Here is a 26,573-nt window from a genome sequence, read left to right on the forward strand (position 1 = left end):
CCGCCTATGAATAACCTGTAGCAATCCTATTTATAAACGGAGTGGTTCAATTGGGGATCGGCGTCTACTCGGTACATCTGCTTTATGTTGCTTTTATCGCGGCCATTATCGTTTTTATGCTCCTCAGGAAAGATACAACCTTTATTTCACTCGCCGGCATTTTTGTGATTGCGCTATGGACGACGCATTCATTCTCCGCTTCGGTCAGCAGCCTGTTTCACAGCTTCACGTATGCCGCCGGAGAATTGCTGCCGACGATTTTTATTATTTGTTTTATCGTGGCGATGAGCGGCCTCTTGACCGAAACCGGTATTAATGAAGCGATGATTTCTCCGTTTGCAAAGGTGATGAAAGGGCCGGCTGTCGCGTATTGGGTTATCGGCTGCCTGATGTTTGCCATCTCTCTTTTTTTCTGGCCGTCACCAGGGGTGGCGCTGATCGGCGCTGTGCTGCTTCCCGCAGCGATCCGGGCGGGCCTTTCTCCGATCGCCGCGGCTATGGCGATGAACCTGTTCGGCCACGGATTCGCTTTATCGGGGGATTACGTCATTCAGGCGGCCCCGAAATTAACGGCCGATGCCGCGGGCATTCCCGTGAGCGATGTCATGCAGGCAAGTATTCCGCTCGTTTTGATCATGGGGTTAACGACGACAATCACCGCTTTCTTCCTCATCATGCGGGATCGAAAAAAAACGAAGGCCCCCCTCTCCTTGGACAGCTCCGGTTCATTGGACACAAGTATGTATCTGCCGAAAAAACTCAGGGTGATCCTGGCGGTTTTCATTCCGCTTGTTTTTCTCGCCGATATTATCTGCATGATCGTATACCGTCTGCAAGGAAACGATGCGACGGCACTCGTCGGAGGAACAGCGATCGGCATTCTCCTGATCATTCATTTCATTGTATATAAAGAGCGGCATTTAGAAAAGATCACCGAGTATTTTATCGGCGGTTTTCAATTCGGCTTTAAAGTATTCGGCCCCGTCATTCCGATCGCGGCCTTCTTTTATCTCGGTGACGCGGGGTTTAAAAGTATTTTGAACACCCCGCTGCCGAAAGGATCTGCGGGGATCGTCAATGACCTCGGATTGGCCCTGTCCCATTCTTTTCCGATGTCCGGAGAATTCGCCGGCATCGCCCTGACCGCAGTCGGTGCGATTACCGGACTCGACGGGTCAGGGTTTTCCGGTATATCTCTTGCAGGCTCGATGGCAAAGCTGTTTTCCGCCGCGCTTCATACGGACCCGGCCGTTTTAACGGCGCTGGGCCAGATTTCAGCGATCTGGGTCGGAGGCGGAACATTGGTCCCTTGGGCACTGATCCCCGCTGCGGCTATTTGTAAAGTTGACCCGTTTGAGCTTGCCAGAAAAAACTTTATCCCGGTTGCGGCCGGGCTAGTCGTCACAACGATCGCCGCCATCATCATTCTCCCGTAGCAAAAGGATTGAAATCTTCTGACATTTTCTATACAATCATGGGAAAAGCAGACGAGGGGGCATCGCTTTTGACGTTAACGACACTTCAAAAAAGCTTAAACGCTCAGCTTGACGGGCTGTATGAGGAAATGGTTGAAATCAGGCGTCACCTTCACATGAATCCCGAGCCATCCTTTAAGGAGAAAAAAACACCGGCGTTCATCGCCTCATTTTATGAAAAGCTCGGCGTTCCCATCCGGACGAATGTCGGGGGCAACGGTGTCACAGCCTATATTGAAGGGAGTGAACCGGGACCGGTCGTGGCACTCAGAGCTGATTTTGATGCTTTGCCGATACAGGATGAAAAAGATGTGCCCTATGCTTCACAAATTCCCGGCGTCATGCACGCCTGCGGGCATGACGGCCATACGGCGGCTCTGCTCGCGGTCGGAAAAGTACTGTACTGCAACCGTGAAAAACTGAAAGGGTCATTTGTGATGATCCACCAGCACGCCGAGGAATTATCTCCCGGCGGAGCAAAAGCAATGATTGAGGATGGCTGCCTCGAGCATGTCGATGCCATTTTCGGCACTCACCTTTGGGCGACTGAACCCGTCGGGACGGTCTTATGCCGCCCGGGCGCAGTAATGGCCGCCGCTGACGGCTTTACGATTAAAGTCATCGGCAAAGGCGGCCACGGCGCGATTCCTCACGATACGAAGGACGCCGTTTTAATCGGCTCACAAATCGTCACGGCTCTTCAGCATATCGTCAGCCGGCGGGTAAATCCGGTGCAGCCGGCCGTCATCTCAGCCGGCTCGTTCACCGCTGAAAATCCGTTTAATGCGATTGCCGATCAGGCAGTCATATCAGGCACCGTCCGCTCGTTTGACGAAAGTGTGCGCAGCCTGCTCGAAGCAGAAATAGAAGCCGTCGTAAAAGGAATCTGTTCCATGCACTCCGCTTCCTATGAATATCGTTTCAAGCGCGGTTATCCCGCCGTCGTCAATCATCCCGAGGAAGCGGCGCACGCGGCGGCCGCCGCAGCGGAAACAGACGGCGTTACGAAAGTCATTGAAGGAGAGCCGCAGATGGCCGGAGAGGATTTTTCCTATTATCTGCAGCATACAAAAGGCGCATTTTTCTTTACGGGCGCCGCTTTAGAAAACGCGGAAACCATTTATCCTCATCATCATCCGAAATTTGATTTTAATGAAAAAGCGATGCTGACGGCCGCCAAAGTGCTTATCGGCGCCGCGGTGAGCTACCCCCGATAGGGCGTAAAAAACAGCCGGTACATTACGTACCGGCTGCTGTGATTCTTAAATGAAAAACGTGCCTTGCCGTCTCACCGAGCTGTGACAGCAGTTTATAATTGGCCGCTCCGCCCACGGCGGCTCCGACGACCGGCAAAAGCTGAAACAATTTCACCACGTCCAGATAATCGCGGTATTCCTGCTGAAAAACTCTCCAATCGACATCATGCTTTTTCGAATCCCACTGTTCAATCATTGAGTATATGCGTTTCCGCTGTTCACCGCTTGAGAAAGCCAGCTGAAAAATAAACAGCAAAAACAATCGCTCATCCCTGTCTTTCACATCATAGCCGTAAGTAGAGGCAAGATCGAACAGACATTTCATTTTAATGGATAACAGCAAAGGAAAATCAGCCATCCCTAAAAAAATTCCGCCGGCCCCCGTACCGATCCCTTCGGCTGCCGCGACCTTTTGGTACGATGCGATGGTTTGTCTGGCGAGGGCATCTTTTTCAGCAAGCGTCATACCGTTTGTATCCCGCTTGCCTTTCACCAGATTTGAACCCGCCATTGTTGCTTCGGTCATTTTTTTAATGCTTTCTGTGATGACGGCATGAATTTTATCAGGAATCCGCTCATTTATTTTCGCCTGCATTCCTTTAGAAAAACGTTCAAGCATAGAATCTTTGCGCAAAAAACGCACTTTCCATTGCAGTGCTTCCTGTATCAGCTGCTGATCGTCGGTCATCTGTGTCTCCTTCTTTCATTGAGGTTTCAAAAACCCGATTGATTACAGCTTGCCGTACTTTTTCAATCTTCCGCCCATATACGAAGGCATGATCACAAAAATCAGAACGGCTGAAGCAACAGCCGCATACAGCGCCCCGCTGACTCCCGCGGCATAGGCTGACGCTGCACAGAACAGCAGCGCCTGCACGGTTAATGCCGATTTCATCAGCGAAAAGAAACTTTGCAGCTTCACTTTCTGATTGACCGGGTAAAGCTCCTGTAACGACAGATGATGAAAATGCCCGAACAGCGGCAGAAGCTGTATTCCCGTAATAAAGACGGTAAATACGGTTAACGCCGCCGTTATCCACGGATTGGCGGAAACGAGCATAATAATCAGGATAAAAATAATCGTGAGCCTGACCTGAATGCCGAGGTAATCATTTGAACGCAGAAAGGCCCGCGCATACATATAGGAGAACGTTTTCCGCTGTTCGAACGGAATCATTCTGAGCAAAAAGTCGAGATACGCCCGGCGTTTTGCCTGTTTTTTCAGGTGAGGCACATCGGTAAACAGATTGGCGATTCTGTAAAACCGCTGCTTCCTTCTTAATTCATATTCAATATGAGCTTCCCATTTTAATGATTTATGTTTTGCGGCCGATGTGAAATACACATAAAGGCCGGCCATCACAATGTAGACGGCGGCAGCGTACACATAAAACGACTGTAAGACGAAGTATAAAAGCAGCATATTGCAGATAAAGCGTATGACCGCATCCATCATTTTCATGCTTCTGTCATTCATAAACGTCATCCGCCACTCCATGGCCTGATTCCACGCTTTTACCGCCAGCATCTGAATAAATACTGCGGCATACGACGCAAGCGACGCCCCCGGACTTACAGCGAAAAACAGAGGCATGCATACAAGCGACAGAGCAATAAGCGGAAACAGCTGTGACAGATAGCTGTACTTAAATGAATGCTTAAAGTATGTCCCCATTTTCGGTTCAAGCGGCAGCAGAAACACGAGGTCCGCTTCCTTTAACAGCGTCCGGACGTATGAACCGGTCAGCACAAATGAAAAGAGCACCGCCATCACCCAAAATGAGGGAAAATGAACGGGAATGTCTTTGACCCACTTGCTGTACCAGCTCGCCGCGCCGGCAATAAAAAAGATCAGCACAATGACGAGATGATCATTGAGCATATATTTCATATACATTCTGGTTTCCTTTATATGCTCTTCAAGCCGGGACTGCCAAATAGTAGACATATTATTCATGGCCGGCGTCTTCCTTCGTCAGTTCAATATACAAGTCATCAAGAGCTGCGTCTTTCATGCCGAACTGCTCTCTCAGTTCTTCCAGTGTGCCGCTTGCCCGCACTTCGCCGTTATGTAAAATAATGAAAGCATCACAGTAGCGCTCTGCCGTAGCCAGGATATGGGTTGACATCAGCACGCTTGATCCGGCTTTTTTCGCGGCGTCCATCCGCTCCAGCAATGCATTGATCGCCAGCGGGTCAAGGCCGAGGAACGGCTCGTCAATGATATAAAGCGAAGGCTCCGCGAGAAACGCGCACATGATCATGACCTTCTGCTTCATCCCTTTGGAAAAGTGAGCGGGAAACCATTTCAGCCTTTTTTCCATTCTGAATTCTTTCAGAAGCGGAGGAAGCCTTTTTTCAAGCGTTTCTTTGGAAAGGCCGTACGCCATGGCCGTCAGCTCCAGATGCTCTTTGAGCGTCAGTTCTTCATACAGCACCGGCGTTTCGGGGATGTACGTAAATTGCGAGCGGTAGCTTTCCTTATCCTCCGAAAACGTCTTGCCGTTCAGCTCGATCGAGCCTTTATGCGGGTCCATTAATCCGATAATATGCCGGATCGTCGTGCTTTTGCCCGCGCCGTTTAATCCGATGAGTCCGACAATCTGGTTCGGCTCAAGGGTGAATGAAACATTTTTTAAGACCGGGTTTCTCGTATAACCGCCGGTTAAGTCTTTTACCGATAGCAGAGACATAATTTCTCCCCTTCTGATTCGTTTTTCTTCATAGTACCAAAAATAAAGTCTGATTTGAAACGATTCCCTTTTTTTCTCACGTGAAAAGCGTGCATAGTTATCGTTTTGGCGGACATCATAATGTATGTAGAAGGAAACAGCTTTAATCAACTGAAAATGAGGTGTTTATAAAAGACGTCTTAGAACAGTTGGATGAAAATCAACATGTCCTGTGCTTACAATTTCTTCACACACTGCTTTGATGATGTTCTTCATTCATGATGAAATAATCAAATGAGGTGTTTGTCCCAGGAATGATTAAGCAGACCCATAAGTCTTCATTTTAAAAACAAATGAGGTGCTTACAAAAGGCATATTTAATTTTCTGTGATAAAGCTCGTACTTCTGCATCAGGGTGAACGCGCAGCCGTTCATCCTGTTTTTTGTTTTGGCCGTTTTTGTGGTACGATGAGAATATACATATATTTCTTTTCAGGGAGGAAACCCATCTATGCACAAAGCGGACGATTGTATTTTCTGCAAAATCATTGCCGGTGACATTCCGTCTTCAAAAGTATACGAAAATGAACATGTTGTGGCGTTTCTTGATATCAGCCAGGTCACAAAAGGCCATACGCTCGTGATCCCGAAAACACATATCGAAAACGTGTACGAGTTTACGCCTGAGCTTTCTAAAGAATATTTTGAAGCGGTGCCGAAAATCGCACGCGCCATCCGCGATGAATTCGAGCCGATCGGGCTGAATATTCTCAATAACAACGGTGAAAAAGCGGGCCAATCGGTGTTCCATTTTCACATGCATATCATTCCGCGTTACGGAAAAGGCGACGGTTTCGGGGCTGTCTGGAAGACCCACGCCGAAGACTATACGCCTGACGATCTTCAGGAGATCGCTTCAACCGTCAGAAAACGGCTTGCCTCATCTTAAAGATGAGGTTTTTTTGCGTCCGGAAACACAAAAAACATAAAATTATATTTTTTCATATCAAAAAAATCAAAAAATTGTGATAGGATAATTGTATTATTTCTTACACTAAAGCGGAAAACAGGGAGAGATCGTAAACATGGAACGTACAACGAATTTCAATGCAGGACCCGCAGCCCTTCCACTGGATGTGCTGCAAAAAGCACAAAAAGAATTTGTCAACTTCAATGACACCGGCATGTCCGTCATGGAGCTGTCCCACCGGAGCAAAGAATATGATGCGGTGCATCAAAAAGCAAAAAGCCTTCTGAAAGAACTGATGGATATTCCCGACGATTATGATATTTTATTTCTTCAAGGCGGCGCAAGCCTTCAATTCTCCATGCTGCCGATGAACTTTTTAACGCCGGAGCAAACGGCGCACTTCATCGTAACGGGCGCATGGTCTGAAAAAGCGCTCGCCGAGGCGAAACTGTTCGGAAACACATCCGTCACGGCAACAAGCGCAGATTCAAACCATAACCACATACCGGAAGCGGACCTCACAGGAATCAAAGACGGCGCCTACCTGCATATTACGTCCAACAACACGATTTTCGGAACGCAGTGGAAAGAGTTCCCGAATTCACCGATCCCGCTCGTAGCCGACATGTCAAGCGACATCCTGAGCAGAAAAATTGATGTCAAAACGTTTGATGTCATCTATGGCGGCGCCCAGAAAAACCTCGGTCCGTCCGGCGTCACGGTCGTCATCATGAAAAAATCATGGCTTGAAAACGAAAACGCCAACGTCCCTAAAATTTTGAAATACTCCACTCACACAAAAGCCGATTCACTGTATAATACGCCGCCTACATTTGCGATTTATATGCTGAGCCTCGTCCTTGAATGGCTGGCTGAAAACGGCGGTGTCGAAGCGGCTGAACGGCGCAATCAGGAAAAAGCCGACGTCCTGTACGGCACAATCGACGCAAGCGGCGGGTTTTACGCTGGGCATGCCGCAAAAGACAGCCGTTCTCATATGAACGTCACGTTCACCCTCCGCGACAGCAGCCTCACGAAAAAATTCGTTGAAGAAGCGAAAGCGGCTAAAATGACCGGACTCGGAGGCCACCGCTCAGTCGGAGGATGCAGGGCGTCTATCTACAACGCCGTCAGCCTGGCTGATTGTGAAAAACTGGCTCAGTTTATGAAAAAGTTCCAGCAGGAAAACGAATAAATTTCTTCTAACATAACGGTTCCTTTGATATACTGTTTGCATATCAATTTTTCCGGCCATCGCAATAAATGACGAGCATATTATTGGATGGCGAAAAAGCTTAGCAGAGGAGAGCTTAGTATGAAAACAAAAGAATTAGTCATTATGGCCCTGTTTGCGGCAATCGGAGCGGTGCTTCATTCCATTATGCCGCCGGTATTATTCGGAATGAAACCCGATATGATGCTTGTGATGATGTTTATGGGTATTCTGTTATTCCCCCGTGTGCAGAACGTGCTGATGATCGGGATTGTAACGGGAATCATTTCCGCACTCACGACATCTTTTCCGGGCGGACAGCTTCCGAATATCATTGAAAAACCGGTAACGGCGTTTCTGTTTCTCGCGCTGGCGCTTTTGGTGAAAAAGAGCGTGAAAACAGCGGCCGCCGCCGTCATTACAATAGCCGGCACCTTCATCTCTGGTTTGCTCTTTCTGGCGCTGGCCCTTCTGATTGTCGGCCTGCCGGGCGGATTCACCGCCTTGGTGCTCGCGGTCGTCCTTCCGGCGGCTGCGCTGAATGCGATCGCCATTATCATTATGCATCCGATTGTGCAGACGATCTTAAAACGGTCCAATATGATTGAAACGGTGAAATAACCGCATACCGAAACCTCTTCCGGCCGGAAGAGGTTTTTTAATGTGTTTCAGCATGTTTTATACGAGAAGTTTTGTGAAAAAGATAAGGAACAATGCGAGGGCGGTTCCTGCTGAGCAGACGATGGCCTTTTGGCGGACGACCCGCTTCGGCGGATAAGAAGCGGCCTGGCCGAGCAGTTTCAGGTAATAAACGGCACCCGCCGCAAAGACAAGAGCCATACAAGATAAAACAATCATAAAGACAGACAACCTTCTCCCTCCTTTTCCCTTAAAAAATATGCTAAAATAAAGCAAGCTATGTATAGAAGTTTATTCTTCTGAACAAAAATGATAAAAGTTATGAGAAAAAAAACGGGGTGATTTCAAATGGCTGACGGACGTTCCCTTTTAACAGGCCTTTTCGTAGGCGGATTGATCGGAGGCGCAGCGGTGTTACTTTCGGCTCCTTCATCCGGAAAAGAGCTGCGGGGCAAAATCAAAGCGAATTGCAATTCAATTGAGGACACAATCAAACGGTTAAAAAAAGACGGAATGGCGCTTAAGGACCAGCTTGTCCAAACGGCGAAAGAAAGCGCAGAAGTCATTAAAGACGTAGGCGGAGAGCTTCAGACCAGCATTAAAAGGTGGCAGGAGGAAATCAAGCCGCACCAGCAGGATCTCCAAAAGGAAATCGCTGATATTGAAGAGAAAATCAGACAGCTGGAGAAAACCTTACAAAACTAATATCCTATACAACCAAAAAAAGTGCGGACATATTGCGTTCCGCACTTTTTTTTGCGGTTTAAAGCCTTTCCCAGCAACGGATGAAGAATTTATTATAAAATTCTTAAATTTTCATCTTTATTAATCTTTATTTTATTGGCATAATAGAGGAAAAGAAAATGTGAAGCAGGTGATCTGTATTGAATCGTGTTGAACCGCCTTACGATCTAAAAGAAGCTTTAATCTATACCCAAAAAATGGCGCAGCTGTCCAAAGCGCTCTGGAAATCTATCGAGAAAGACTGGCAGAATTGGCTGAAGCCGTACGACCTTAATATTAATGAGCATCATATATTATGGATTGCCTATCAGCTTAAAGGAGCTTCTATTTCAGAAATCGCCAAATTCGGCGTTATGCACGTATCAACTGCATTTAACTTTTCAAAAAAGCTTGAAGAACGGGGATATCTGAAATTTTCCAAGCGGCTGAATGATAAACGGAACACGTACATTCAGTTAACAGAAGAAGGGGAAAATGTATTCGAAAGCCTGCTTGAGGAGTTTGACCCGTCGAGAAACGCGGTGTTTAAAGGCTCACAGCCGATCTACCACTTATTCGGGAAGTTTCCGGAAGTTGAAGAATTAACCTGTGTCATCCGCCACATTTACGGCGAAGATTTTATGGAGATATTCGAGAAATCATTGACAAACATAAACAATGATTTTGATAGTGAAGACGGAAGGCTGAAGAAAAAAACGGACGAATCGGCTGTCCATGAAACGGCTGAAGAGCTGGAACCGATCAACAGTTAATCAAAGTGCTTCATAATCTCAATAAATTCTTCCATCAGCGCTGTATAAAGCCCCTGCTCATACAGAGCAAAAATCGTTTCATGAACATCTAATTTTTCGTTCAGCTGTCCCGCAAAAAGCGCAAGGAGCTTGTCAAACGTCACAAAGCCTTGCGCTTTTTGCGACTTCAGCTCGTCCTCCAATTCGCGGCAGATCCGCCCGACCTCTTCTCCTTCTTCTTCGGTCAGCCCTTTTTCAATCATCATCGCATAAAAAGGGTACTTATCCATATCCACCGTTTTCACCAGCAATTGTATGTAATATTCTAAACGCCCGATACGCTGATCCATTGAATCCATCCGTTTCACTTCTTTCTATCTTTAATCTTATTTTAGCTGATAATGAATAGAGAAGAAAGGTTAAACCGTACATTTCCATGTTTCATCGAGCTCTTCTGTTCTTCCCTTTCCGGGGTTATTTTTTTCTTTAAAAAAGGATTGATTTTTTCTCCTGAAGAGAGTAAATTATTTTGAGATTGTATTCCATCTTTGTACGGAAGGATGACTCAGATGAATTGCTGGAAAACCATTAATCTGATCAAAGATTATGGTGCGGTTCGTTTATTATTGACTGCTGTAGGTTTTATGATCCTGTTTTTTATATGCAACTTCTTGGCATTCGGGCTGCTGCGTCCGAATATCAGTTTAAGTGACGGGCACGTGTTTGCTTTTTGTGTTCTGCTCGTTGTTACTTTATTTGTACATAAAGTCATACATGTCCTGCCGATGATCTGTAAAAAAAGAAAAAAGGAAATGAAAATGTACTTCTTGCGGATGCCGACATGGAAAGGCATACCGAAAACGACGATGCTGATTTCTACGATCAGCCCGTTTTTATTCATTACGCCGTTATTGTTTTATGCCGGACTGGCATTTCCGAGACACGCTCATTACTTTTATATGATTTCGAGCATTCATGCGGGGTATTGCCTGCCTGATCTTCTATTTGCGCTGCACCTGGTCAAAGCGCCCAAATCATGTCTGATTGACCAGGAATCCGACGGTTTTGATATATTAGTAAAAAAAGTGCCGGAGTCTTGATATCCCGCTGATTTTTCAGGTTACATTCTATCTTTTTTAATAAATATTTGGTAATGTAATATGGGAGCAGTTCAGAGAGAGGGGGAATCTCCCATCATTTTATTCTATTTTATCGTGGCTGCCCTGTTTATTCTTTATTTCATAAACAGGCTCACAAATACATTATGCCTTGTCAGAGAGATTCCTGAAGACCGGCAGGATAAGGTATTCCGTTTTATTAATGTATCTATTTTAATTTTACTGATCTCTTCATTCGTCGAGATCTCCTTTACTGTGTAAACAGGCAAAAAAATATGGCTGACGGAGGTCTGACCCCCGACAGCCATATTTTTTTCTTAATAAAGCCAAGAAGCGCCGATGATGATCAATAAGATGAACAGAACAACCAATAATGCAAAACCGCCTGCAAATACTTCACCCATCTCCAAAAGCACCTCCTACAAAACGTTTTATTTTTCCAATTACATCATATGCAATTTACTTCTGAAACGATTAGGCGCCCGGGTAAGAAAACGGACCGCTTTTAGAAAAAGCGATCCGTTTCGCTTAACAAATGTAAGCTGCACCTACGATGATAAGCAATATGAACAGTACTACGAGCAGTGCGAAACCGTTTGAATATCCTCCGCCCATGGTTCATTACCTCCTTTTCATGATCAATATATTTGTATGTATCAGGAAAAAGTTTGACTAGACGAATGCCCTTTATTTAAAATCTTTTTACAGAAAGCCACAATATGTTATGATACGCATATGCAATTTAATTTGGATGATTAGGAGTGTTTAAAGGAATGAAGAAAATCGCGATAGCAGCTATTACGGCAACGAGCGTCCTGGCTCTCAGCGCTTGCAGCAGCGGCGACAACGACGTGATTGCCAAGACGGATGCCGGAAATGTAACAAAAGGCGAGCTCTACACGAATATGAAAAAAACCGCGGGCGCAAGTGTGCTGACACAGCTCGTACAAGAAAAAGTATTAGCAAAAAAATACAAAGTATCGGATAAAGAAATCGATAACAAGCTGAAAGAGTACAAAACGCAGCTCGGCGATCAGTACAGCGCCCTTAAACAGCAGTACGGCGAAGATTACCTGAAAGATCAGGTGAAGTACGAACTGCTTGCACAAAAAGCGGCGAAAGACAACATCAAAGTGACTGACGCTGATACGAAAGAATATTACGACGGCTTAAAAGGTAAAATCCGTGCGAGCCACATCCTTGTCGCTGACAAAAAGACAGCTGACGAAGTGGAGAAAAAGCTGAAAAAAGGCGAGAAGTTTGAAACGCTTGCGAAAGAATATTCAACTGACAACTCAAAAGACAACGGCGGCGACCTTGGCTGGTTCGATAAAAAGTCAATGGATGAAACATTCAGCAAAGCTGCATTCGGTCTGAAAGTCGGACAAGTCAGCGATCCGGTCAAAACAAAATTCGGTTATCATATCATCAAAAAGACAGAAGAACGCGGCAAATATGATGACATGAAAAAAGAACTGAAAGAAGAAGTTCTTAAACAGAAATTAAACGACAACTCAGCTGTACAGGCGGCAATTCAAAAAGTCATGAAAAAAGCTGACGTAAAAGTGGAAGACAAAGACTTAAAAGACACGTTTAACACTTCAACTTCTTCTGAATCTAAATAAAAAAACTGTGCGGGCTCTCGGCGAGCCGCACAGTTTTTTTATGCGATGGAATGATTGGAGTTTTCTTCCGCATCCGCGTTTTCACTTACGGGCGCCGCCATACGGCGCTCGCGTTCCTGTTCCATCCGTTCAATATACACCCTTCCTTCTTTTTCAATAAACGACTGGTCAAGCTTTTCCTCTTCTTTAGCTGTTGTGAAAAGCTTATAGGCGCTGAAAATAATTCCGATAATGCAAAGGTATACCCACCAAGGAAAAAATAGCACGTCGGTTTCCTCCCTTTTTCACCAAGAGTCTTTATTCTAAGCTATGCTTGATAAAGACAAGTTATGAGAGCTGAACGTAAAAAAGACCGATCATAGAGAATCGGCCTTTTTATCTTATTGATGGAACGTCGGTTTGTAGAAAGAACGGTTTTCAAGCGCAAATACACGCTCTGTGTATTCGCCCGGCTTCACCCGTTCCAGCGCTCTGTCCATCATGATCATTTTTGCATCCAGATTGTCAATGTAGTGCAGAATTTCCGCTTCTTTCACCATCGGCGGTTTCGGGCTTCCCCATTCCGCTTTTCCGTGATGGCTTAAAATCAAATGCTTCAGAATCAGCACTTCTTCAGCGTCAATCTGAAGCTCTTCGGCCGCTTTTGAAAGCTCTGTCACCATGATCGAAATGTGCCCGAGCAGATTCCCTTCCACGGTGTATGTTGTGGAAACAGGGCCTGAAAGCTCTTTTACTTTGCCGAGGTCATGCAGGATGACTCCCGCATACAGTAAATCCCGGTCAAGAGACGGATACAGATCGGCAATCGCTTTTGCCAGGTTCAGCATGGACACTACATGATACGCGAGCCCGGAGACGAACTCATGGTGGTTTTTAGCCGCCGCCGGGTAATCCATAAACTCAGCCGCATATTTTTTGACCAGATGTCTTGTGATCCGCTGGATGTTTGGATTTTTCATTTCAAAAATGTATTGAGTGACGGTTTCCATCATTTCATTTTTCGGAATCGGCGCCGTTTCCAGAAAATCATCAATACTGACATTTTCGTTCTCGCCGGCCGGCCGGATGTTTCTCAGCTTAAGCTGGTTTCGTCCGCGATAGTGATGGACATCTCCGATCACCTTCACGATCGTCTGCGCCGCGTACGTTACTTCATCAGTCGGTTTGGCATCCCACAGCTTCGCTTCGATATCTCCCGATTGGTCCTGCAGCATTAACGTCAGGAATGGTTTTCCGTTGCTTGCGATTCCCTTAGTCGAAGATTTAATCAGAAAGTATTGATCGACCTGCTCGCCGACCTCGTGCAGCATAATACCTTTTGCCATTCTATTAAAAGCTCCCTCCATATCTTACATAATACCAGTATAGCACATACCTCTTTTTTGAAAATAAACTCTTTTATGACAGGAGCCGCATGACTTGTCCGCTGTGAAAAGACCGGCTGACATGCTCATGGCAGGTGAAATAAAGTATCTGCCGCCCGCCTTCTGAGAGCTGATTCAGCACATCAAACAGCCGCTGCAGCCGCTGCCTGTCAAAATGGACAAAACTGTCATCAAGTAAAAACGGCAATGATACCGCAGATTCTCTCTCTGACGCAAGGGCAAAACGGATCGTCGCATAAAGCTGCTCGCATGCCGCCTGTGAGAGTTCGCCAGCAGAAAACACCGTTCCGTCTTTCCGCATGACCATAATGGAATCATCCGCCTCGGAGAAATACAATTTGTGGTAGCGTCCGTCCGTAAGCGGCTCGTATAATGCACCGGCGGTTTCTAACAGACGGGGAAGCGTCACTTTTTTATGCCGCTCCATTTTTTCCCTGATGATGTGTCTGACCGTCTGTAATGCGGCCCACTCTTTAGCGGTTTTTTTCACGCGCTCCTTCTGCATTTCTGTCTGCTGTTTTAAATCGGATACAAGCCCCGAGGACTCCAGCTGCTCTTGTTTCACCGTTAATAAAGCGGTTTGCTCACGAAGCTGCGCGCTTTTTTCCTCAAGCGTTTTTTTCTCTGTTTCCTTCTGAACGACTGTATGTTCAAGTTCGGACACTGTGCGGCTCATGTACGGCTCAAGCTGTTTTCCGCCTATGCCGGACAAGTGCGTTTTGATTTCGCGCAGCTGCCGCTCTGTTTCCCGGCGGCTTTCATTCAGCCTGGCGAGTTCACAAAAGTGTTCGCGGTTTTTTGCGCCTGCCGCCATGAAAAGCTGTTTGACCTGCTGTTCGTAGTAATGAACTTCTTCATTTAATTCACGCATTTGCTCTTGTGCATGCAGCAGATCCGTTTCGAGCGCCTGCTTTCGTTTTGCTTCCTCACGGGCCCGTTCCGCCTGCGCCAGCAAATCGCGCAGTCTTTCTTTTACGGACAGCTCCCTTCCGTCTGAAGGACTCAGCTTTTTGACCCGGTCCTCAAATGCTCTTTGCAGCTTTTGCAGCCGGCCCGCTTCAATGGTCAGCTCATGCTTGTTAAGGATTTCTTTTTTGACATCTTTCATCACATGATATGCGTCAAGAAGATGGGAAGGACTTCCTGAAAACCCCAGTTCCTTCATAAAAAGTTCCGCCTGTTTTTCAGACGGCGCCATTTCCGCCTCCCATTCTTCATATTGGCGGATGACTCTTTCATATGCCGCTTCTTTCTGTTCAAGCACGGCTTGATCCGCAATCAGCTGCTGCCGGTGCCGGCCGTCACGCCAAAGCTCTTCCTGCAGAAGATCAGCCGCTTCTTTGGAGATCGTCGGCTTCTTTTTCTTGTGATCGGCCCCTCCTCTTTCTGACGGCAGCGGTTTTTGCATGCCGGACAGCATATACAGCAGCAGAGCGCCGGTAAAAAGGGCGGCGGGCAGCCATTCCTTTAACATAGCGAAAATCGCAATGAACAGAATGCCCGCACCGAGAAAGAGCTTTTTTTGTTTGGCGCGCTGTTTTTCCAGCTGCTGTATATGTGCCTGCCATTCGTTTCCTTCTGTATCAGCTGTTTGCTTATATGATTGTAAAGCGGCTTCTTTTTCTTTCCTGACAGCGGGGTCCAAAATGTTTTCCGCCGTCAAGGCATGTTTTCGTTCGGCTTCTTCCAGCTCCAGCCGCGCTTGTTCGAAAATCGCATCAAGCTGTGTCTTTCTTTCTCTTGCCTGTCCGGCGCTCTGCACGGCTTCCTGCAGCCGCCATTCATATTCATAATCGGTGTTCAGTGAAAGAATGCCGTCTTCCTCATGTCTTCCGAGCTGCTGCAATCCTGACGAAACGCGGGCAGATGTCTGCCGGATCTGTGATTGGATGGCGGCAAGCTGTTCGCCGCGCGATTCGTACATATGCTGCTCGCCGGAAAGCTCCTGCAGCTGCCGCTCTGTTTGCAACAAGTCCTCATTTGGAGCGAGCAGCTCAGCCTGCCGCCTGAGTTCAGCCGCTTTTGCCCGAAGCCCCTCAAGACGGGCCGCTTTCGGATGGAGATGCGATTCGTATTTTTCAAGCTGATGCATTCCATCCTTCGGGAATTGCTTCAATGCTTCCGGATAAGAAGAAAGTTCGCTTTCCAAGGCTGTTTTTTTGTCTGCGAGCGGCTTTGCTTCTATCGCAGATTTTACTGTTTTGATTTCTTCAGTTATGTCTTTCAATCGTGCTTCGGCATCCTGCAAACGGCCGCCGGCGCTTTTTTTCTCTTCCAGAAGGCTGTGATAGCCCGCTTCCGCAGCTTCCGCCTGTTTCAGCTGGGCGCTGAGCCGCTTTAATGTATCCAACTCCTGATTTAAGCGGGGGTTCCGCCCGTTCGGCTTATACATCCTGTCAAGTTCTTTTGCCAGCCGCCCGTCAAGCTTTGCCGCCGCTTCTGACCCGAATAAGCTCGAATACAGGAGAAACTCGCCGATTTTGTCCCGGTTAAAAGCTTGAATCTCCTGCAGTCCGAATACATCGAACGAATAGATCGCTTCGTACAGCGCCCGGTCTGTATCGGAGAGAAGCTGTTTGAGCCATTCTCCGTCCTTGATTTCGCCTGAAGCCGTATACACTCTGACTTTTTCGGCAGCGCCTTTTGTCCGTTCGATTTTGACAGCGCCGTGATCGCCATGCTTCAATTCCACAGTGCCGCCGTAAACCCCGCCGTTTTTCGGTTCGTATTTTTTTGATTTCGGAAAACCGAACAGCACGCTTTTGATAAAGGACATCAATGTCGTTTTACCCGCTTCATTTAACCCGTAGATCACTTGCACGGGAGAATCTGACAACTGAAAACTTCGGTCGGAAAATTTTCCGTATTGGTAAATATGCATCGCCGTTATTTTCATCGCTGAAGCTCCTTCATTTGGCGTCTTAAAACGGCTTGAGCCTGCCGCTTAATATCCAGTATCTCTTCATCTGTAAATGAAGCCACCTGACGCCGATATACGGGATGACGCTCAAGGGCTTCAAATACACCGCTCATGTCCGCGCATTGTTCTATGTCCTGAAGCAGCCCTTTAAAAAACGGATCGGGCGGCACGGTGTCTGTTTCATCCGTCCGATCCTCAAGCGCAAGCGGCCAGACGAAACATTCCTCTTCGGCCTCTTCCTCCTGTAAAGCGGAAAGAAGCTCCTCCGCGATGCCTGCGGGCGCCTCCGTCCAAAAGCGGGGCGCCGCGCCGCGAAGCACCAGCCTGACACATGCCGGGCGGCCCGCCGCGCGCAAGCCGGAGAATGTATCCGATGCGGCTTTCAGAAGTGAAGTCATATGTTCAGCTCCGGAGATATCAAGATCAATTTCCTCCCATAACACATCATGCGCTTCTTTGAATTCCCAAGACATCTCACCGTTTGCCGCCCGGACGAGATAATATCCCTTAGGCCCGGTTTCTTTTAAATGCCGGGCTTGAATATTCCCGGGGTAAATGGCGGCGGGATGCCGGGCGGACAGAACCTGCCGTTTATGAATGTGTCCGAGCGCCCAGTAATCCATGCCGCTTTTTTCAAGGTCTTCTTTCGTAAACGGGCAGTACGGGTCATGCCCTTCCGCTCCTGATAACATGCCGTGGAGCATGCCGATATGATAAGGCGCGCCGGTCATTTTCCGGTAACGGGCCGCCTGATTGACCGTTACGCTTCTTTCCTGATAGCTGCATCCGTATATGCTTGCCGCAAGCTCTCCGTTTTTAAAGAAAGACTTTTCCTCCGGTGTATCCGAGGTGAAGATATGTACATTTTCCGGCCATTCAATCGGCGTCCACTTACCGCCCAAATGATCATGGTTGCCGAATATGACGAACACTTGGATATCCGCTTCCTGTAATTTCGTAAACTGTTTTCTCAAAAACAGCTGGGCTTTTAAACTTCTGTTGGCTTCGTCAAACAGATCCCCCGAAAGCAGCACGAAATCTGCCTGCTCCCGGAGTGCCCCGTCCGTCAGTCGGCGGACGCTGTGAAATGTGCTTTCTTTAATACGCGCATATACCGGTTCAGGCAGATTCGAAATACCGTAAAACGGGCTGTCCAGATGCAGGTCAGCGGCATGAATAAACGTCAGATCAGCCATCTCGCCCTCCCCTTTCTGCAGATTGAATTACCCTTATTTTAGCACCGTTTTTATACGAATGCACGTTCTGCAAAATAAAAAAACAGCCCGGCTGTTCCGGGCTGTTTCACTTATTTTTTGGAGATGCGCAGCGCTTGTTTGATCGCTTTGAATCCGCTGGCGTTTCCGTAAATCAAAACGCCGCCTTTGTAAATTTTCGCGCCGACCGCCGCAAAGATCACGATAGTGACCAGTGTCAGGGCGATTCCGGCCGCAGCCTGCCAAAACGGGATATCGAGCATCCCGACGCGTAAAAACATAATCATCGGCGTGAAAAACGGAATGTAAGATGTAACGGTAATAAAACCCGCGTCAGGATTGCCAAGTCCGAACATGGCGATAAAAAAACCTGCCGCGACTAAAAAAACCATCGGCTGAATCGTCTGCTGTACGTCCTCTATCCGGCTGACAACACTGCCGAGAAACGCGGCAAGCGTCGCGTAAAGAAAATAGCCGAGCAAATAGAAAATGACGGCATAGACTATCGTCGAGACGGGAACATCCGTAAAATTGAGAAATGCACTGATCGGCGACGACGCATCATTTTGAGGGTTCAGCTTCAGTGAGAGATAACCCGCCGCAATCAGCAACGCAAACTGTGTGATCCCCACGAGCGCGATACCGAACAGTTTGGCAAACATCTGCTGAATCGGCGGCATGCTTGAAATTAAAATTTCCATGACGCGGGACGATTTTTCCGTCGCCACTTCCATCGCAATCATGCTTGCGTACATGATAACTGAGAAGTAGATGACAAACAGCATGATGTATACAAGCCCCATTACCTGACCGAGCTCTTCCTCAGATTTCGCCCCTTTTTCCAGCGCGCTTTTGCTGACTTCCGGCGGAGTGTAGAGGCTGCTGACTTTTTCTGCCGAAATGCCGAGCTTGGCGGTTTCGACAGCGGTTTTTGTCTGGGTTAAAGCCTGCTTGAGCAGTTTATACGCTGATTCATCGGAAATGGTCAGCGCCTTGTATGCTCCTGTTATCGTTCCTTTTTGATCTTGTCTGATGATAAACAGTCCGTCCCATTCACCGTCTTTGACACGCTTTACGGCATCTTTTTCGGACTCCTTCGTCTCCATTGCCTGCAGATCATTGTCTGTATCCGCCGCTTTAAGCTGTTTTGCAAACGCCGGGTACAGCCCGCCCGTTTCATCAATCACCGCGATTTGCTGCTTGCCGTCATCCGATTGAAACACGGATATAATCGATTGCAGGTTGGTCACCGCTAATACTAATAAAACGGTAATGGCGGTCGAAATAATGAATGACTTTGTCGCGATTTTGTTTTTATATGTATGAAACAGCATAATCCAAAATTTATTCATATACGGCCCCCACCTTTTCTATAAAAATATCATGCAGTGACGGCTCTTCCAATTCGAACTTCCGTATAAAACCTTTCCCTTGCAGCGCCCGGAAAATATCCTGAGAAACCGGTTCATTCGCGACCTGCAGTCTGATCCCGTCATTTGTTTCCTTCCATTTCACGACACCTTCATGCGTTTTTAAAAAGCTGAGGTCATCATCTGAATGAACGGTGACATTTTTTTTGCCGAAAGACCGCTTAATGTCTTTCAGATTGCCTTGAACGACGGGTTTTCCCTTCTGGAGAATGCACAAATTCTCACAAAGTTCTTCCACATGCTCCATTCGGTGGCTTGAAAAAACGATGGAAACGCCGCTGTTTTTCAAAGAAATAACCGCTTCTTTCAGCAGCTCGACATTCACCGGATCAAGACCGCTGAAAGGTTCATCGAGAATCAGCAGTTCAGGCTTATGCAGGACGGCCGAAATGAACTGGATTTTCTGCTGGTTTCCTTTAGACAGCTCTTCGACTTTCTTATTCTTGTAATCTGTAATGCCGAACCGCTCGAGCCATGTCATGAGCTCTTTTTCCGCCTCTTTTTTGCCCATTCCTTTTAATCTCGCCAAATAGACAAGCTGGTCACTCACCTTCACTTTCGGATACAGCCCCCGCTCTTCCGGGAGATAGCCGATTTTTTCACTGATGGAATAATTGACCGGCTGCCCTTTCCAGGTGATATGCCCGTCAGTCAGGCTTAAAAGACCTAAAATCATCCGAAAGGTCGTCGTTTTTCCCGCGCCGTTTGCGCCGAGAAGCCCGAACATTTCCCTTTCAGGTATTTGCAGGTTCAAATTGTCAACAGCGGTAAAGCTGCCGAATGTTTTCGTTACGTTTTCAATTGTAAGCACGAATCCAACTCCTTCCTTGACCCATTATATACTAATAATGGGTAAAAATTAATGGAGGATTTTAAATTCTTTATCAGAATATCATTCTATAAAGGGGGTGACATGATGGGACAATATGTATTGACCGCATTCCATGCGTCGGGAGAAACGATGCTGGATGAACGGATCGAAGCAGATAATGAGGCGGAGGCGAAGGCCGCCGGAGAGGCTTTGTTAAAGGAAAGAAAGCTTGAGAACAGTACTCACCGCTTGGTAAATGAAGCCGGAAAGCTGATTTTATTCCACAGATAACAGAAGCTTTCCGGCTTCTGTATTTTACCGGTTAAATTGAGGCGTCCGTTTTTCTAAAAAGGCGCGGATGCCCTCTTTATGATCATCCGTTTTTCTCATATTTTCCTGGGCCTTTCGTTCAAGAGACAAAACGTCTTTTAACCGGCTGATATGAAGGCTCTGATAAATAGCCTTCGTTTCAATCATCGCTGACAGCGGCGCATGCAGCAATCGGTCGATATACGGTTGTGCCCCCTCCGCAGGGCCGCCGCTGAACAGCCCGTCGGCAAGCTTGAGCCGCACCGCTTTTTCAGCCGGCAATTTTTCACCGCTCCAAATCAGTTTTTTCGCTTCGATCTCACCGACGCGTCTCATTAATAAATAATGGCCTCCACCGTCGGGAACCAATCCGATGCCGATGAAATTCATCGCGAGGCGGGCGTTTTCTTCAGCGAGCACCACATCGGCGCACAGCGCGAAACTCAGCCCGAGCCCCGCCGCGGCTCCGTGGATGGCGGCTATCACAATTTTTTTCATATCATAGAGCGTCAGCGTAATGGATTCAATCATTTTCATGAGCCGTTCATATTCTCCCGAATCATGATCAGACGTCATCATCTGGATATCACCGCCGGCGGAAAATCCCTTGCCTTCCCCCCGCAAGAGGACGATAAGCGCTTCGCTGTCGGCTGCCATAACGCATGCATTTTCCAATTCCCGGAGCATTTGTTCATTCAGCGCGTTGTAACTGTCAGGCCGGTTCAGCACAATCTCTGCGATCTTTCCCTTTTCTTCATAACGAATATACTGCATGTTTACACCCTCCTTGTATCCGCTTACATATTTTGTTCAAATGATATATTCCTTCCGCCGAAGCGAAACTCCTTTATTTTTCAAGGTCAACAGATACCGAAAAATGCATATCATTTGAAACTGAACATACATTTTTATATAGTGAAATTGATATACAAAACAAAAGGGGGGAAAACACCGATAATGAAATATGTGATACTCAGCTTGTTACTGAGCTTTTTTATGGTGCTGTTCCCCCCTTCGGATGTCGCTCTTCCTTCCCAATTGGTGACAGAAACAGACAGCCATGTACAAATTTCGGTTTACCCGCAGGAAACGGAGTCGGCAAAGACGCCGGTTCAAACCAAAACCGCTCCGCAAGGCCTGTCAAAAGGATACGGTGCGTTATTCCGGATGATCTCCCTGTTATCTGTCAAACCTCTTGATCAATTCATTGATTCCACAATGGAAAGGACATGCGCCATTCCGATACAATACCAGTCAAATTACCTCCGGCATCAGACCATTTCTCATTGCCAATCTGTATTTACGATGTAAAAACAGTATATTCCGGAGGGATTTTTTATGAATATTAAAGAAAACGATCTGCCCGGCATCGGGAAAAAATTCGAAATCGAAACGAGAAATCATGAAAAAATGACGATCATCATTCATGATGACGGCAGGCGGGAAATTTACAGATTTGATGACCGCGACCCTGATGAGCTTCTGGCAAGCATTTCACTTGATGATGCGGAAGCAAGACAGATTGCCGCGATTATCGGCGGGATGGTGTACAAACCGCAGGCGCTTGAATCGATTGAAATGGCGTTCAGCGATCTGATTATCGAATGGTTTAAAGTTGAAAAAGGGGCAAAAGCGGCAGGGCGGACGCTCGGCGAACTGGATGTGCGGCAGAACTATGACGTGACGGTCATCGCCATCATTAAGCATAACCAGAAAAAGCTTTTAAACCCGGGCGCTGATTCGCTCCTTGAAGCAAACGATACACTCGTCCTCTCAGGTGAAAGAAAGCATCTGAAAAAGCTGATCCAAGACTTCCTCTCCAGAGACGGAGTGTGATCTGTTTATGGACCATCTCGTATTTGAAGTCGGTACGGCGTTAGTTCTTGTAGCCATTGCGAGTGTCATCGCCAATAAAATTAAATTCTCGATCATCCCCTTCCTGATCATTTTAGGAATGCTTGTCGGGCCGCACGCACCCCAAGCGGGCATCATTGACCTGACGTTTATCGAAAGCCGGGAAGTGATTGAATTTTTCGGACGGATGGGCGTCCTGTTCCTCCTCTTTTACCTCGGGCTTGAATTCTCGGTCGGAAAATTAGTCAAATCCGGACGTTCAATCGCCGCCGGCGGAACGATCTATATTCTGATTAATTTCAGTTTAGGGCTGATATACGGCTTTATCACGGGCTTTTCCTTTTTGGAAGTGCTTGTATTGGCGGGCGTCATCACGATATCATCAAGCGCCATTGTCGCAAAGGTGCTTGTTGACTTAAAGCGCACGGCTAATCCGGAAACGGAGCTGATTCTCGGCATCATTATGTTTGAGGATATCTTTCTGGCGGTTTACCTATCCGTCGTTTCCGGGCTTGTTCTGGGAGACGCGACGTCTGTCGGAGGCGCGCTGATGTCAATCGTGATCGCTTTCGGATATATGCTGCTGTTTTTCATTGCCGCCCGAAAATTGCCGCCTCTGCTGAACAAGCTGCTTGATATCCGTTCAAACGAGGTATTTGTCATCGTCATTTTCGCCGCGCTCTTTTTCATTGCCGGCTTTTCCGAAACGATTCATGTCGCTGAAGCGATCGGCGCGCTCTTGCTCGGACTCGTGTTTTCGGAGACGGCCCATTCTGACAGGATTGAGCATCTTGTCGTGCCGTTCCGTGACTTTTTCGGGGCCATGTTTTTCTTCAGCTTCGGTCTCAGCATTGATCCGTTTTCACTCGGAGATGCGGTATGGCTCGCCCTCGGCGCCGTTCTGCTGACGATTGCCGGAAACTTTATCGCCGGCATGATCGCCGGGCGCCGGGCGGGGCTTTCTCATAAAGCATCGTCCAATATCGGGCTGACCATTGTGTCCCGCGGCGAATTCTCCATTATCGTCGCAAATCTCGGCATCGCCGGCGGCCTGTCCGCTTCACTTAAACCTTTCGCCGCCTTATATGTTTTGATACTGGCCATCTTCGGCCCTTTGCTCACGAAAGAATCGAAGCGGATATATCTCCTGCTGAACAGCGTATTCAAATGGAAGACGCCTGAAAAGAAGCCGCAGAAATCATAAAAAAAAGCTGACCTCTTCATAAGAGGTCAGTTTTTTTGAGCGGGAAGAAATTGCTGAAAAGCCGTTTTTTTATTAATGGAGAAATGCTCTTTTCCCAGAATGGTATTGATGATTTTTTGGTTTCTGTAAACAGACAGCTTCAAATTCGTAGCGCCCGTTCCGTGAGCATGATCAAGATTCGTTAATGTGAAAAAGTGATGCCGCCTGTCGTCCTTAAAGACAAGACGGGAATCGGCCGTCACTTTAAACCGTTTCTCATCCTCCCATTCAATATCGGGGGCGATTGCCGTAAACCATTCCGGAATATGAGGTTTAAAGCCGGTCGCCAATATCACTTTTTCTGAATCGGCCGTAAAAGTTTCATCCATCTGCCATTGATGAAAGCTCAGTACGCAGCCCCCGTTTTGCTTTTCAATTTTTTCAAGCTCCGCCATCGGCTGAATATACACGTCAGGCGAACCTCCGCTGATCGATCTGTGATACAGGGCATCGTAAATGGCGGCAAGTGTGTCAGAATCAATGCCGTGGCGCAGTCCGTCCAGCTCAGGGAGTGTGTTCAGCCGTTCTTTAAAAGGCAGGCGGTTAAAATATTCCACATAATCAGGTGTAAACATTTCCTGCCCGAGCTTGGCGGTTTCCAATTCTCGAAATCCGGCGGAGCGTGTCACCCATTGCAGCCGGCTGCGGCGGTATTGTTCATCATGCAATAAGTCAGAAAAGATCTCCGCGGCGCTCTGTCCGGAGCCGACCACTGTAATTGATTCGGCGCCGGCGAGCTCGTCTTTCCGAAACAAATATTCCGTGCTGACCATCGTGTCCTGACGCGCTCCGTCATCAATCTCTGCGGGAATAAGCGGTTCAGACCCCGTCCCCATGACGAAATGCTTCGTCTGATAGACACTGATGCTTCCGTCCTCAATGTTTTTGACGCTGACTTCATAATGTCCGCCGGCATTTTTCACGCCGATTACCTCTGAGCCGAAACGGCATGATTTGATTTCTGAAGCCGCCCAGCTTAAATAGTCGTTAAATTCCCGTCTCGGAATATCAAATTCATTAAACGTATAAAACCGGTACAGCCGGTCATGTTCATGGAGAAAGTTTAAAAACGTGTAGCGGCTTTTCGGATCGGCGAGCGTGACCAGGTCCGCCAGAAACGCCACCTGTAAATCCGTCCCTTTAATTAAAAGACCGGGATGCCACGCAAATTCTTTCTTTTTATCGAAAAAAAGAACGTCTGTTCCGGGTATATCCTCTAACAATGCGGCAAGCCCTAAATTAAACGGCCCGATTCCCGCTCCTATGACATCATACATATTATGCACCTCTTGCGAATAACAGTCTGATGATCTTTTCCCGTTTTTACAGACGGTTAAACATAAAAAAACGGCACGCTGATTCCGTGCCGTTTTTGATATTATAATGCAGATTTGACGAACATCTCACCTAAGTATTTGATTTTCTCTTCTGTATAATGCTCGAATCGGTCATTATATGATTTCGGGTCTTTCGGATTGGCGAAGTGCGTGATTTTTCCGGTTTCCGGATGAATGAATTTGCTTGCCGCGCCGCAGCCGATACCGATAATCGTCTGCACTTCTTCCATAATCATAATGTTGTAGATGCTCTCCTGACCCGGGAAGGAGTAGCCGACATTTTCTAGGTTTCCGAGAATGTTTTTCTGCCGGTACAAGTAGTACGGCGTATAGCCGTGCTCTTTTGTCCAGCGGACGGCGTCATCCATCATGCGGGATACTTCCTGCCTGTCGGCAACTTTATACTTATGCTTGTTTCTCGTCATTTCTGACGCCCGTTTAAAAGAAAGCGTATGAACGGTCAAAGATTCAGGCATCAGCTTTTCCGTTTCTTCAAGACTGTGCCTGAACTCAGCCGTCCCTTCTCCCGGCAGGCCGATGATCAGGTCCATGTTGATATTATTCATGCCGTGTTTGCGGGAAAGATGGTATTTTTCGATGGTTTCTTCAACTGTATGGTGTCTGCCGATTGCCTTTAGCGTTTCGTTTTCATAAGATTGCGGGTTGATGCTGATTCTGTCAATCTTATACTTATTTAAAACGGCCAGCTTTTCCTCCGTAATCGTGTCGGGACGGCCCGCTTCAACGGTAATCTCCCTGATATTTGCGACATCCGGGAAAGAGCGGACCATTTCTTCATATAAAAGATCCATTTCTTCAGCGGTAATGCTTGTCGGCGTGCCGCCGCCGAAATAAATGGTCGTCACTTTGATATCATGCCGCTTCAGCCATTCTCCGATTTTCTGCATTTCATAGTGAAGCCCCCATAAAAAGGAGCCGACTCTTCCCGCCTGTCCTTGAATGGCATAAGCCGGAAACGTGCAGTAGGCGCATTTTGTCGGGCAGAACGGGATGCCGATATATATGCTGACTTCATCTTTGACCCGGTACAGATCGGGAACCGCAGCGAGCTGACGGTCGACAATCTCCTGCATCAGATTGATTTTTTCATCATGGATCAGATAGTCTTTTTTCAGATCGGCATGCGCCTCTTCTTTTGTCAGGCCGCTCTGCAGCTTTTTATGAAGAAGTTTAGTAGGCCTGATGCCGGTTAAGATTCCCCATTTTTGTGTCATGCCCGTATGTGATTGAAGAAGATTTAAGTAGACATATGACAGCGTGTTTTTCACCTGTTTAAATACTTCTTTTTCGCTCCATCCGGCAAGAAGCGGTTTCGTGTGATGTTCCTTTTCGCCGGTTCCTTTGATTTCTCCGGATACCGACACGCTGTCTGCATCTTGAGAAATGGCAAGTGAGATGACGAGATCAGAGGATGCCTCCGTTTCGCCGTACGCAAGAACACACTCTTCAAAAAATAAATTCGCGATGTTTTGCAGCGGACGATGCAGCCTGTCATCCGTTATGCCGTCTATTTTTATTTGCAATGTGATCACCTTATTTTTCAGATTCAAAACTTTCTTTAGTGTACAGAAAGAACAGGCTAAAATCAATCCGCGAAAAAGCCGCA

At 47.2% G+C, this 26,573-nt stretch carries 30 protein-coding genes; 14 read left to right on the top strand and 16 right to left on the bottom strand.

The features are described 5' to 3' along the window. Positions 1-50 precede the first annotated feature (50 nt). Positions 51-1,436: a hypothetical protein gene (locus BZ167_RS04425; RefSeq protein ID WP_060674978.1), complete on the top strand. Its 1,386-nt coding sequence runs from the start codon at positions 51-53 to the stop codon at positions 1,434-1,436. 68 nt (positions 1,437-1,504) lie between these two features. Continuing rightward, positions 1,505-2,692: a M20 family metallopeptidase gene (locus tag BZ167_RS04430; protein ID WP_061046923.1), complete on the top strand. Its 1,188-nt coding sequence runs from the start codon at positions 1,505-1,507 to the stop codon at positions 2,690-2,692. A 22-nt stretch (positions 2,693-2,714) separates the two neighbouring features. On the opposite strand, the gene BZ167_RS04435 is transcribed toward BZ167_RS04430, so the two are convergent. Genes BZ167_RS04435 through ecsA form a run of 3 tightly spaced genes read right to left on the bottom strand, consistent with a single transcriptional unit; the run spans position 2,715 to position 5,424 of the window. Beyond that, the gene (locus tag BZ167_RS04435; RefSeq protein ID WP_060674976.1) at positions 2,715-3,419 is read right to left on the bottom strand and encodes an EcsC family protein; all 705 of its coding nucleotides are present in this window, start codon (positions 3,417-3,419) and stop codon (positions 2,715-2,717) included. Positions 3,420-3,461: 42 nt separating this feature from the next. After that, positions 3,462-4,688 carry an ABC transporter permease gene (locus tag BZ167_RS04440; RefSeq protein ID WP_060674974.1) on the bottom strand — a complete coding sequence of 409 codons (1,227 nt, stop codon included), beginning with the start codon at positions 4,686-4,688 and terminating at the stop codon, positions 3,462-3,464. Beyond that, positions 4,681-5,424 carry an ABC transporter ATP-binding protein EcsA gene (gene ecsA / locus BZ167_RS04445; RefSeq protein ID WP_003155231.1) on the bottom strand — a complete coding sequence of 248 codons (744 nt, stop codon included), beginning with the start codon at positions 5,422-5,424 and terminating at the stop codon, positions 4,681-4,683. Before ecsA ends, BZ167_RS04440 begins: the two co-directional genes overlap by 8 nt. 490 nt (positions 5,425-5,914) lie before the next feature. Here ecsA and BZ167_RS04450 point away from each other — a divergent pair, with 490 nt between their 5' ends. The 3 genes from BZ167_RS04450 to BZ167_RS04460 all read left to right on the top strand — a co-directional run bounded on the left by BZ167_RS04450 (position 5,915) and on the right by BZ167_RS04460 (position 8,207). Beyond that, complete coding sequence (locus BZ167_RS04450) at positions 5,915-6,352, top strand: HIT family protein (protein ID WP_007409220.1); 438 nt, start codon at positions 5,915-5,917, stop codon at positions 6,350-6,352. Positions 6,353-6,488: 136 nt separating this feature from the next. Continuing rightward, positions 6,489-7,568 (top strand): 3-phosphoserine/phosphohydroxythreonine transaminase, encoded by a 1,080-nt coding sequence (gene serC, locus BZ167_RS04455; protein ID WP_033574481.1) that lies wholly within the window; start codon positions 6,489-6,491, stop codon positions 7,566-7,568. A gap of 120 nt (positions 7,569-7,688) precedes the next feature. Then, a complete protein-coding gene (locus tag BZ167_RS04460) occupies positions 7,689-8,207 on the top strand; it encodes a tryptophan transporter (RefSeq protein ID WP_003155234.1) in 519 nt (172 codons plus the stop codon). 57 nt (positions 8,208-8,264) lie between these two features. Here BZ167_RS04460 and BZ167_RS04465 read toward each other — a convergent pair whose 3' ends face one another. Beyond that, the gene (locus tag BZ167_RS04465) at positions 8,265-8,456 is read right to left on the bottom strand and encodes a membrane protein YhzF (protein ID WP_007409223.1); all 192 of its coding nucleotides are present in this window, start codon (positions 8,454-8,456) and stop codon (positions 8,265-8,267) included. Between the two features lie 117 nt (positions 8,457-8,573). Here BZ167_RS04465 and BZ167_RS04470 point away from each other — a divergent pair, with 117 nt between their 5' ends. Continuing rightward, positions 8,574-8,930, top strand: coding sequence for a YtxH domain-containing protein (locus BZ167_RS04470; protein ID WP_007409224.1), 357 nt, complete (start codon positions 8,574-8,576; stop codon positions 8,928-8,930). A gap of 179 nt (positions 8,931-9,109) precedes the next feature. Beyond that, positions 9,110-9,721, top strand: coding sequence for an HTH-type transcriptional regulator Hpr (locus BZ167_RS04475; RefSeq protein ID WP_003155240.1), 612 nt, complete (start codon positions 9,110-9,112; stop codon positions 9,719-9,721). Here BZ167_RS04475 and BZ167_RS04480 read toward each other — a convergent pair. Continuing rightward, positions 9,718-10,059 (bottom strand): YhaI family protein, encoded by a 342-nt coding sequence (locus BZ167_RS04480; protein ID WP_015388481.1) that lies wholly within the window; start codon positions 10,057-10,059, stop codon positions 9,718-9,720. The two genes, BZ167_RS04475 and BZ167_RS04480, sit on opposite strands and share 4 nt — an antisense overlap. A 210-nt stretch (positions 10,060-10,269) precedes the next feature. Between BZ167_RS04480 and BZ167_RS04490 the strand changes: the two genes are divergently transcribed. Together BZ167_RS04490 and BZ167_RS04495 are read left to right on the top strand one after the other, a co-directional pair. Then, the gene (locus tag BZ167_RS04490) at positions 10,270-10,800 is read left to right on the top strand and encodes a DUF3267 domain-containing protein (protein WP_007409225.1); all 531 of its coding nucleotides are present in this window, start codon (positions 10,270-10,272) and stop codon (positions 10,798-10,800) included. 60 nt (positions 10,801-10,860) lie between these two features. Next, positions 10,861-11,079, top strand: coding sequence for a hypothetical protein (locus tag BZ167_RS04495; RefSeq protein WP_003155245.1), 219 nt, complete (start codon positions 10,861-10,863; stop codon positions 11,077-11,079). 56 nt (positions 11,080-11,135) lie between these two features. Here BZ167_RS04495 and yhzE2 read toward each other — a convergent pair whose 3' ends face one another. Together yhzE2 and yhzE1 are read right to left on the bottom strand one after the other, a co-directional pair. Then, positions 11,136-11,222: a sporulation protein YhzE2 gene (gene yhzE2, locus BZ167_RS04500; protein ID WP_003155248.1), complete on the bottom strand. Its 87-nt coding sequence runs from the start codon at positions 11,220-11,222 to the stop codon at positions 11,136-11,138. 124 nt (positions 11,223-11,346) lie between these two features. Beyond that, positions 11,347-11,433, bottom strand: coding sequence for a sporulation protein YhzE1 (gene yhzE1 / locus BZ167_RS04505; protein ID WP_017417375.1), 87 nt, complete (start codon positions 11,431-11,433; stop codon positions 11,347-11,349). A 158-nt stretch (positions 11,434-11,591) separates the two neighbouring features. Here yhzE1 and BZ167_RS04510 point away from each other — a divergent pair, with 158 nt between their 5' ends. After that, positions 11,592-12,443: a peptidylprolyl isomerase PrsA gene (locus BZ167_RS04510; protein WP_003155249.1), complete on the top strand. Its 852-nt coding sequence runs from the start codon at positions 11,592-11,594 to the stop codon at positions 12,441-12,443. Positions 12,444-12,481: 38 nt separating this feature from the next. Here the strand turns inward: BZ167_RS04510 and BZ167_RS04515 are convergent, their stop codons facing one another. The 6 genes from BZ167_RS04515 to BZ167_RS04540 all read right to left on the bottom strand — a co-directional run bounded on the left by BZ167_RS04515 (position 12,482) and on the right by BZ167_RS04540 (position 20,203). Next, positions 12,482-12,709: a sporulation YhaL family protein gene (locus BZ167_RS04515; RefSeq protein WP_025649547.1), complete on the bottom strand. Its 228-nt coding sequence runs from the start codon at positions 12,707-12,709 to the stop codon at positions 12,482-12,484. 114 nt (positions 12,710-12,823) lie between these two features. Beyond that, on the bottom strand, positions 12,824-13,768 hold the full coding sequence (gene yhaM / locus BZ167_RS04520) for a 3'-5' exoribonuclease YhaM (protein WP_003155251.1): 945 nt from the start codon (positions 13,766-13,768) through the stop codon (positions 12,824-12,826). 73 nt (positions 13,769-13,841) lie between these two features. Then, positions 13,842-16,724 (bottom strand): ATP-binding protein, encoded by a 2,883-nt coding sequence (locus BZ167_RS04525; protein ID WP_033574480.1) that lies wholly within the window; start codon positions 16,722-16,724, stop codon positions 13,842-13,844. Next, complete coding sequence (locus BZ167_RS04530; RefSeq protein WP_033574479.1) at positions 16,721-17,944, bottom strand: metallophosphoesterase family protein; 1,224 nt, start codon at positions 17,942-17,944, stop codon at positions 16,721-16,723. The genes BZ167_RS04525 and BZ167_RS04530 overlap by 4 nt, the downstream gene beginning before the upstream one ends. 110 nt (positions 17,945-18,054) lie before the next feature. Further along, the gene (locus BZ167_RS04535; RefSeq protein WP_031378454.1) at positions 18,055-19,314 is read right to left on the bottom strand and encodes an ABC transporter permease; all 1,260 of its coding nucleotides are present in this window, start codon (positions 19,312-19,314) and stop codon (positions 18,055-18,057) included. After that, complete coding sequence (locus BZ167_RS04540) at positions 19,307-20,203, bottom strand: ABC transporter ATP-binding protein (RefSeq protein ID WP_007409231.1); 897 nt, start codon at positions 20,201-20,203, stop codon at positions 19,307-19,309. Before BZ167_RS04540 ends, BZ167_RS04535 begins: the two co-directional genes overlap by 8 nt. A gap of 105 nt (positions 20,204-20,308) precedes the next feature. Here BZ167_RS04540 and BZ167_RS04545 point away from each other — a divergent pair, with 105 nt between their 5' ends. Further along, the gene (locus tag BZ167_RS04545; RefSeq protein ID WP_033574478.1) at positions 20,309-20,494 is read left to right on the top strand and encodes a YhzD family protein; all 186 of its coding nucleotides are present in this window, start codon (positions 20,309-20,311) and stop codon (positions 20,492-20,494) included. A gap of 24 nt (positions 20,495-20,518) precedes the next feature. Here BZ167_RS04545 and BZ167_RS04550 read toward each other — a convergent pair whose 3' ends face one another. Continuing rightward, positions 20,519-21,286, bottom strand: coding sequence for an enoyl-CoA hydratase (locus tag BZ167_RS04550; RefSeq protein WP_033574477.1), 768 nt, complete (start codon positions 21,284-21,286; stop codon positions 20,519-20,521). A 183-nt stretch (positions 21,287-21,469) separates the two neighbouring features. Here BZ167_RS04550 and BZ167_RS04555 point away from each other — a divergent pair, with 183 nt between their 5' ends. The 3 genes from BZ167_RS04555 to BZ167_RS04565 are packed head-to-tail and all read left to right on the top strand — an operon-like array spanning position 21,470 to position 23,570. Next, complete coding sequence (locus BZ167_RS04555; RefSeq protein WP_033574476.1) at positions 21,470-21,823, top strand: hypothetical protein; 354 nt, start codon at positions 21,470-21,472, stop codon at positions 21,821-21,823. Between the two features lie 27 nt (positions 21,824-21,850). Then, positions 21,851-22,348 (top strand): cation:proton antiporter regulatory subunit, encoded by a 498-nt coding sequence (locus tag BZ167_RS04560; protein ID WP_033574475.1) that lies wholly within the window; start codon positions 21,851-21,853, stop codon positions 22,346-22,348. Between the two features lie 7 nt (positions 22,349-22,355). Further along, entirely contained in the window at positions 22,356-23,570 is a 1,215-nt protein-coding gene (locus tag BZ167_RS04565; protein WP_003155266.1) for a cation:proton antiporter, read from the top strand. Between the two features lie 26 nt (positions 23,571-23,596). On the opposite strand, the gene BZ167_RS04570 is transcribed toward BZ167_RS04565, so the two are convergent. Both BZ167_RS04570 and BZ167_RS04575 read right to left on the bottom strand, forming a co-directional pair. Then, the gene (locus tag BZ167_RS04570) at positions 23,597-24,886 is read right to left on the bottom strand and encodes a lysine N(6)-hydroxylase/L-ornithine N(5)-oxygenase family protein (RefSeq protein WP_033574474.1); all 1,290 of its coding nucleotides are present in this window, start codon (positions 24,884-24,886) and stop codon (positions 23,597-23,599) included. Between the two features lie 101 nt (positions 24,887-24,987). Further along, entirely contained in the window at positions 24,988-26,490 is a 1,503-nt protein-coding gene (locus BZ167_RS04575) for a coproporphyrinogen III oxidase (protein ID WP_033574473.1), read from the bottom strand. Positions 26,491-26,573 lie beyond the last annotated feature (83 nt).

Source organism: Bacillus sp. 275, assembly GCF_001999205.1.
GTDB classification, from domain to species: Bacteria; Bacillota; Bacilli; order Bacillales; family Bacillaceae; genus Bacillus; species Bacillus velezensis.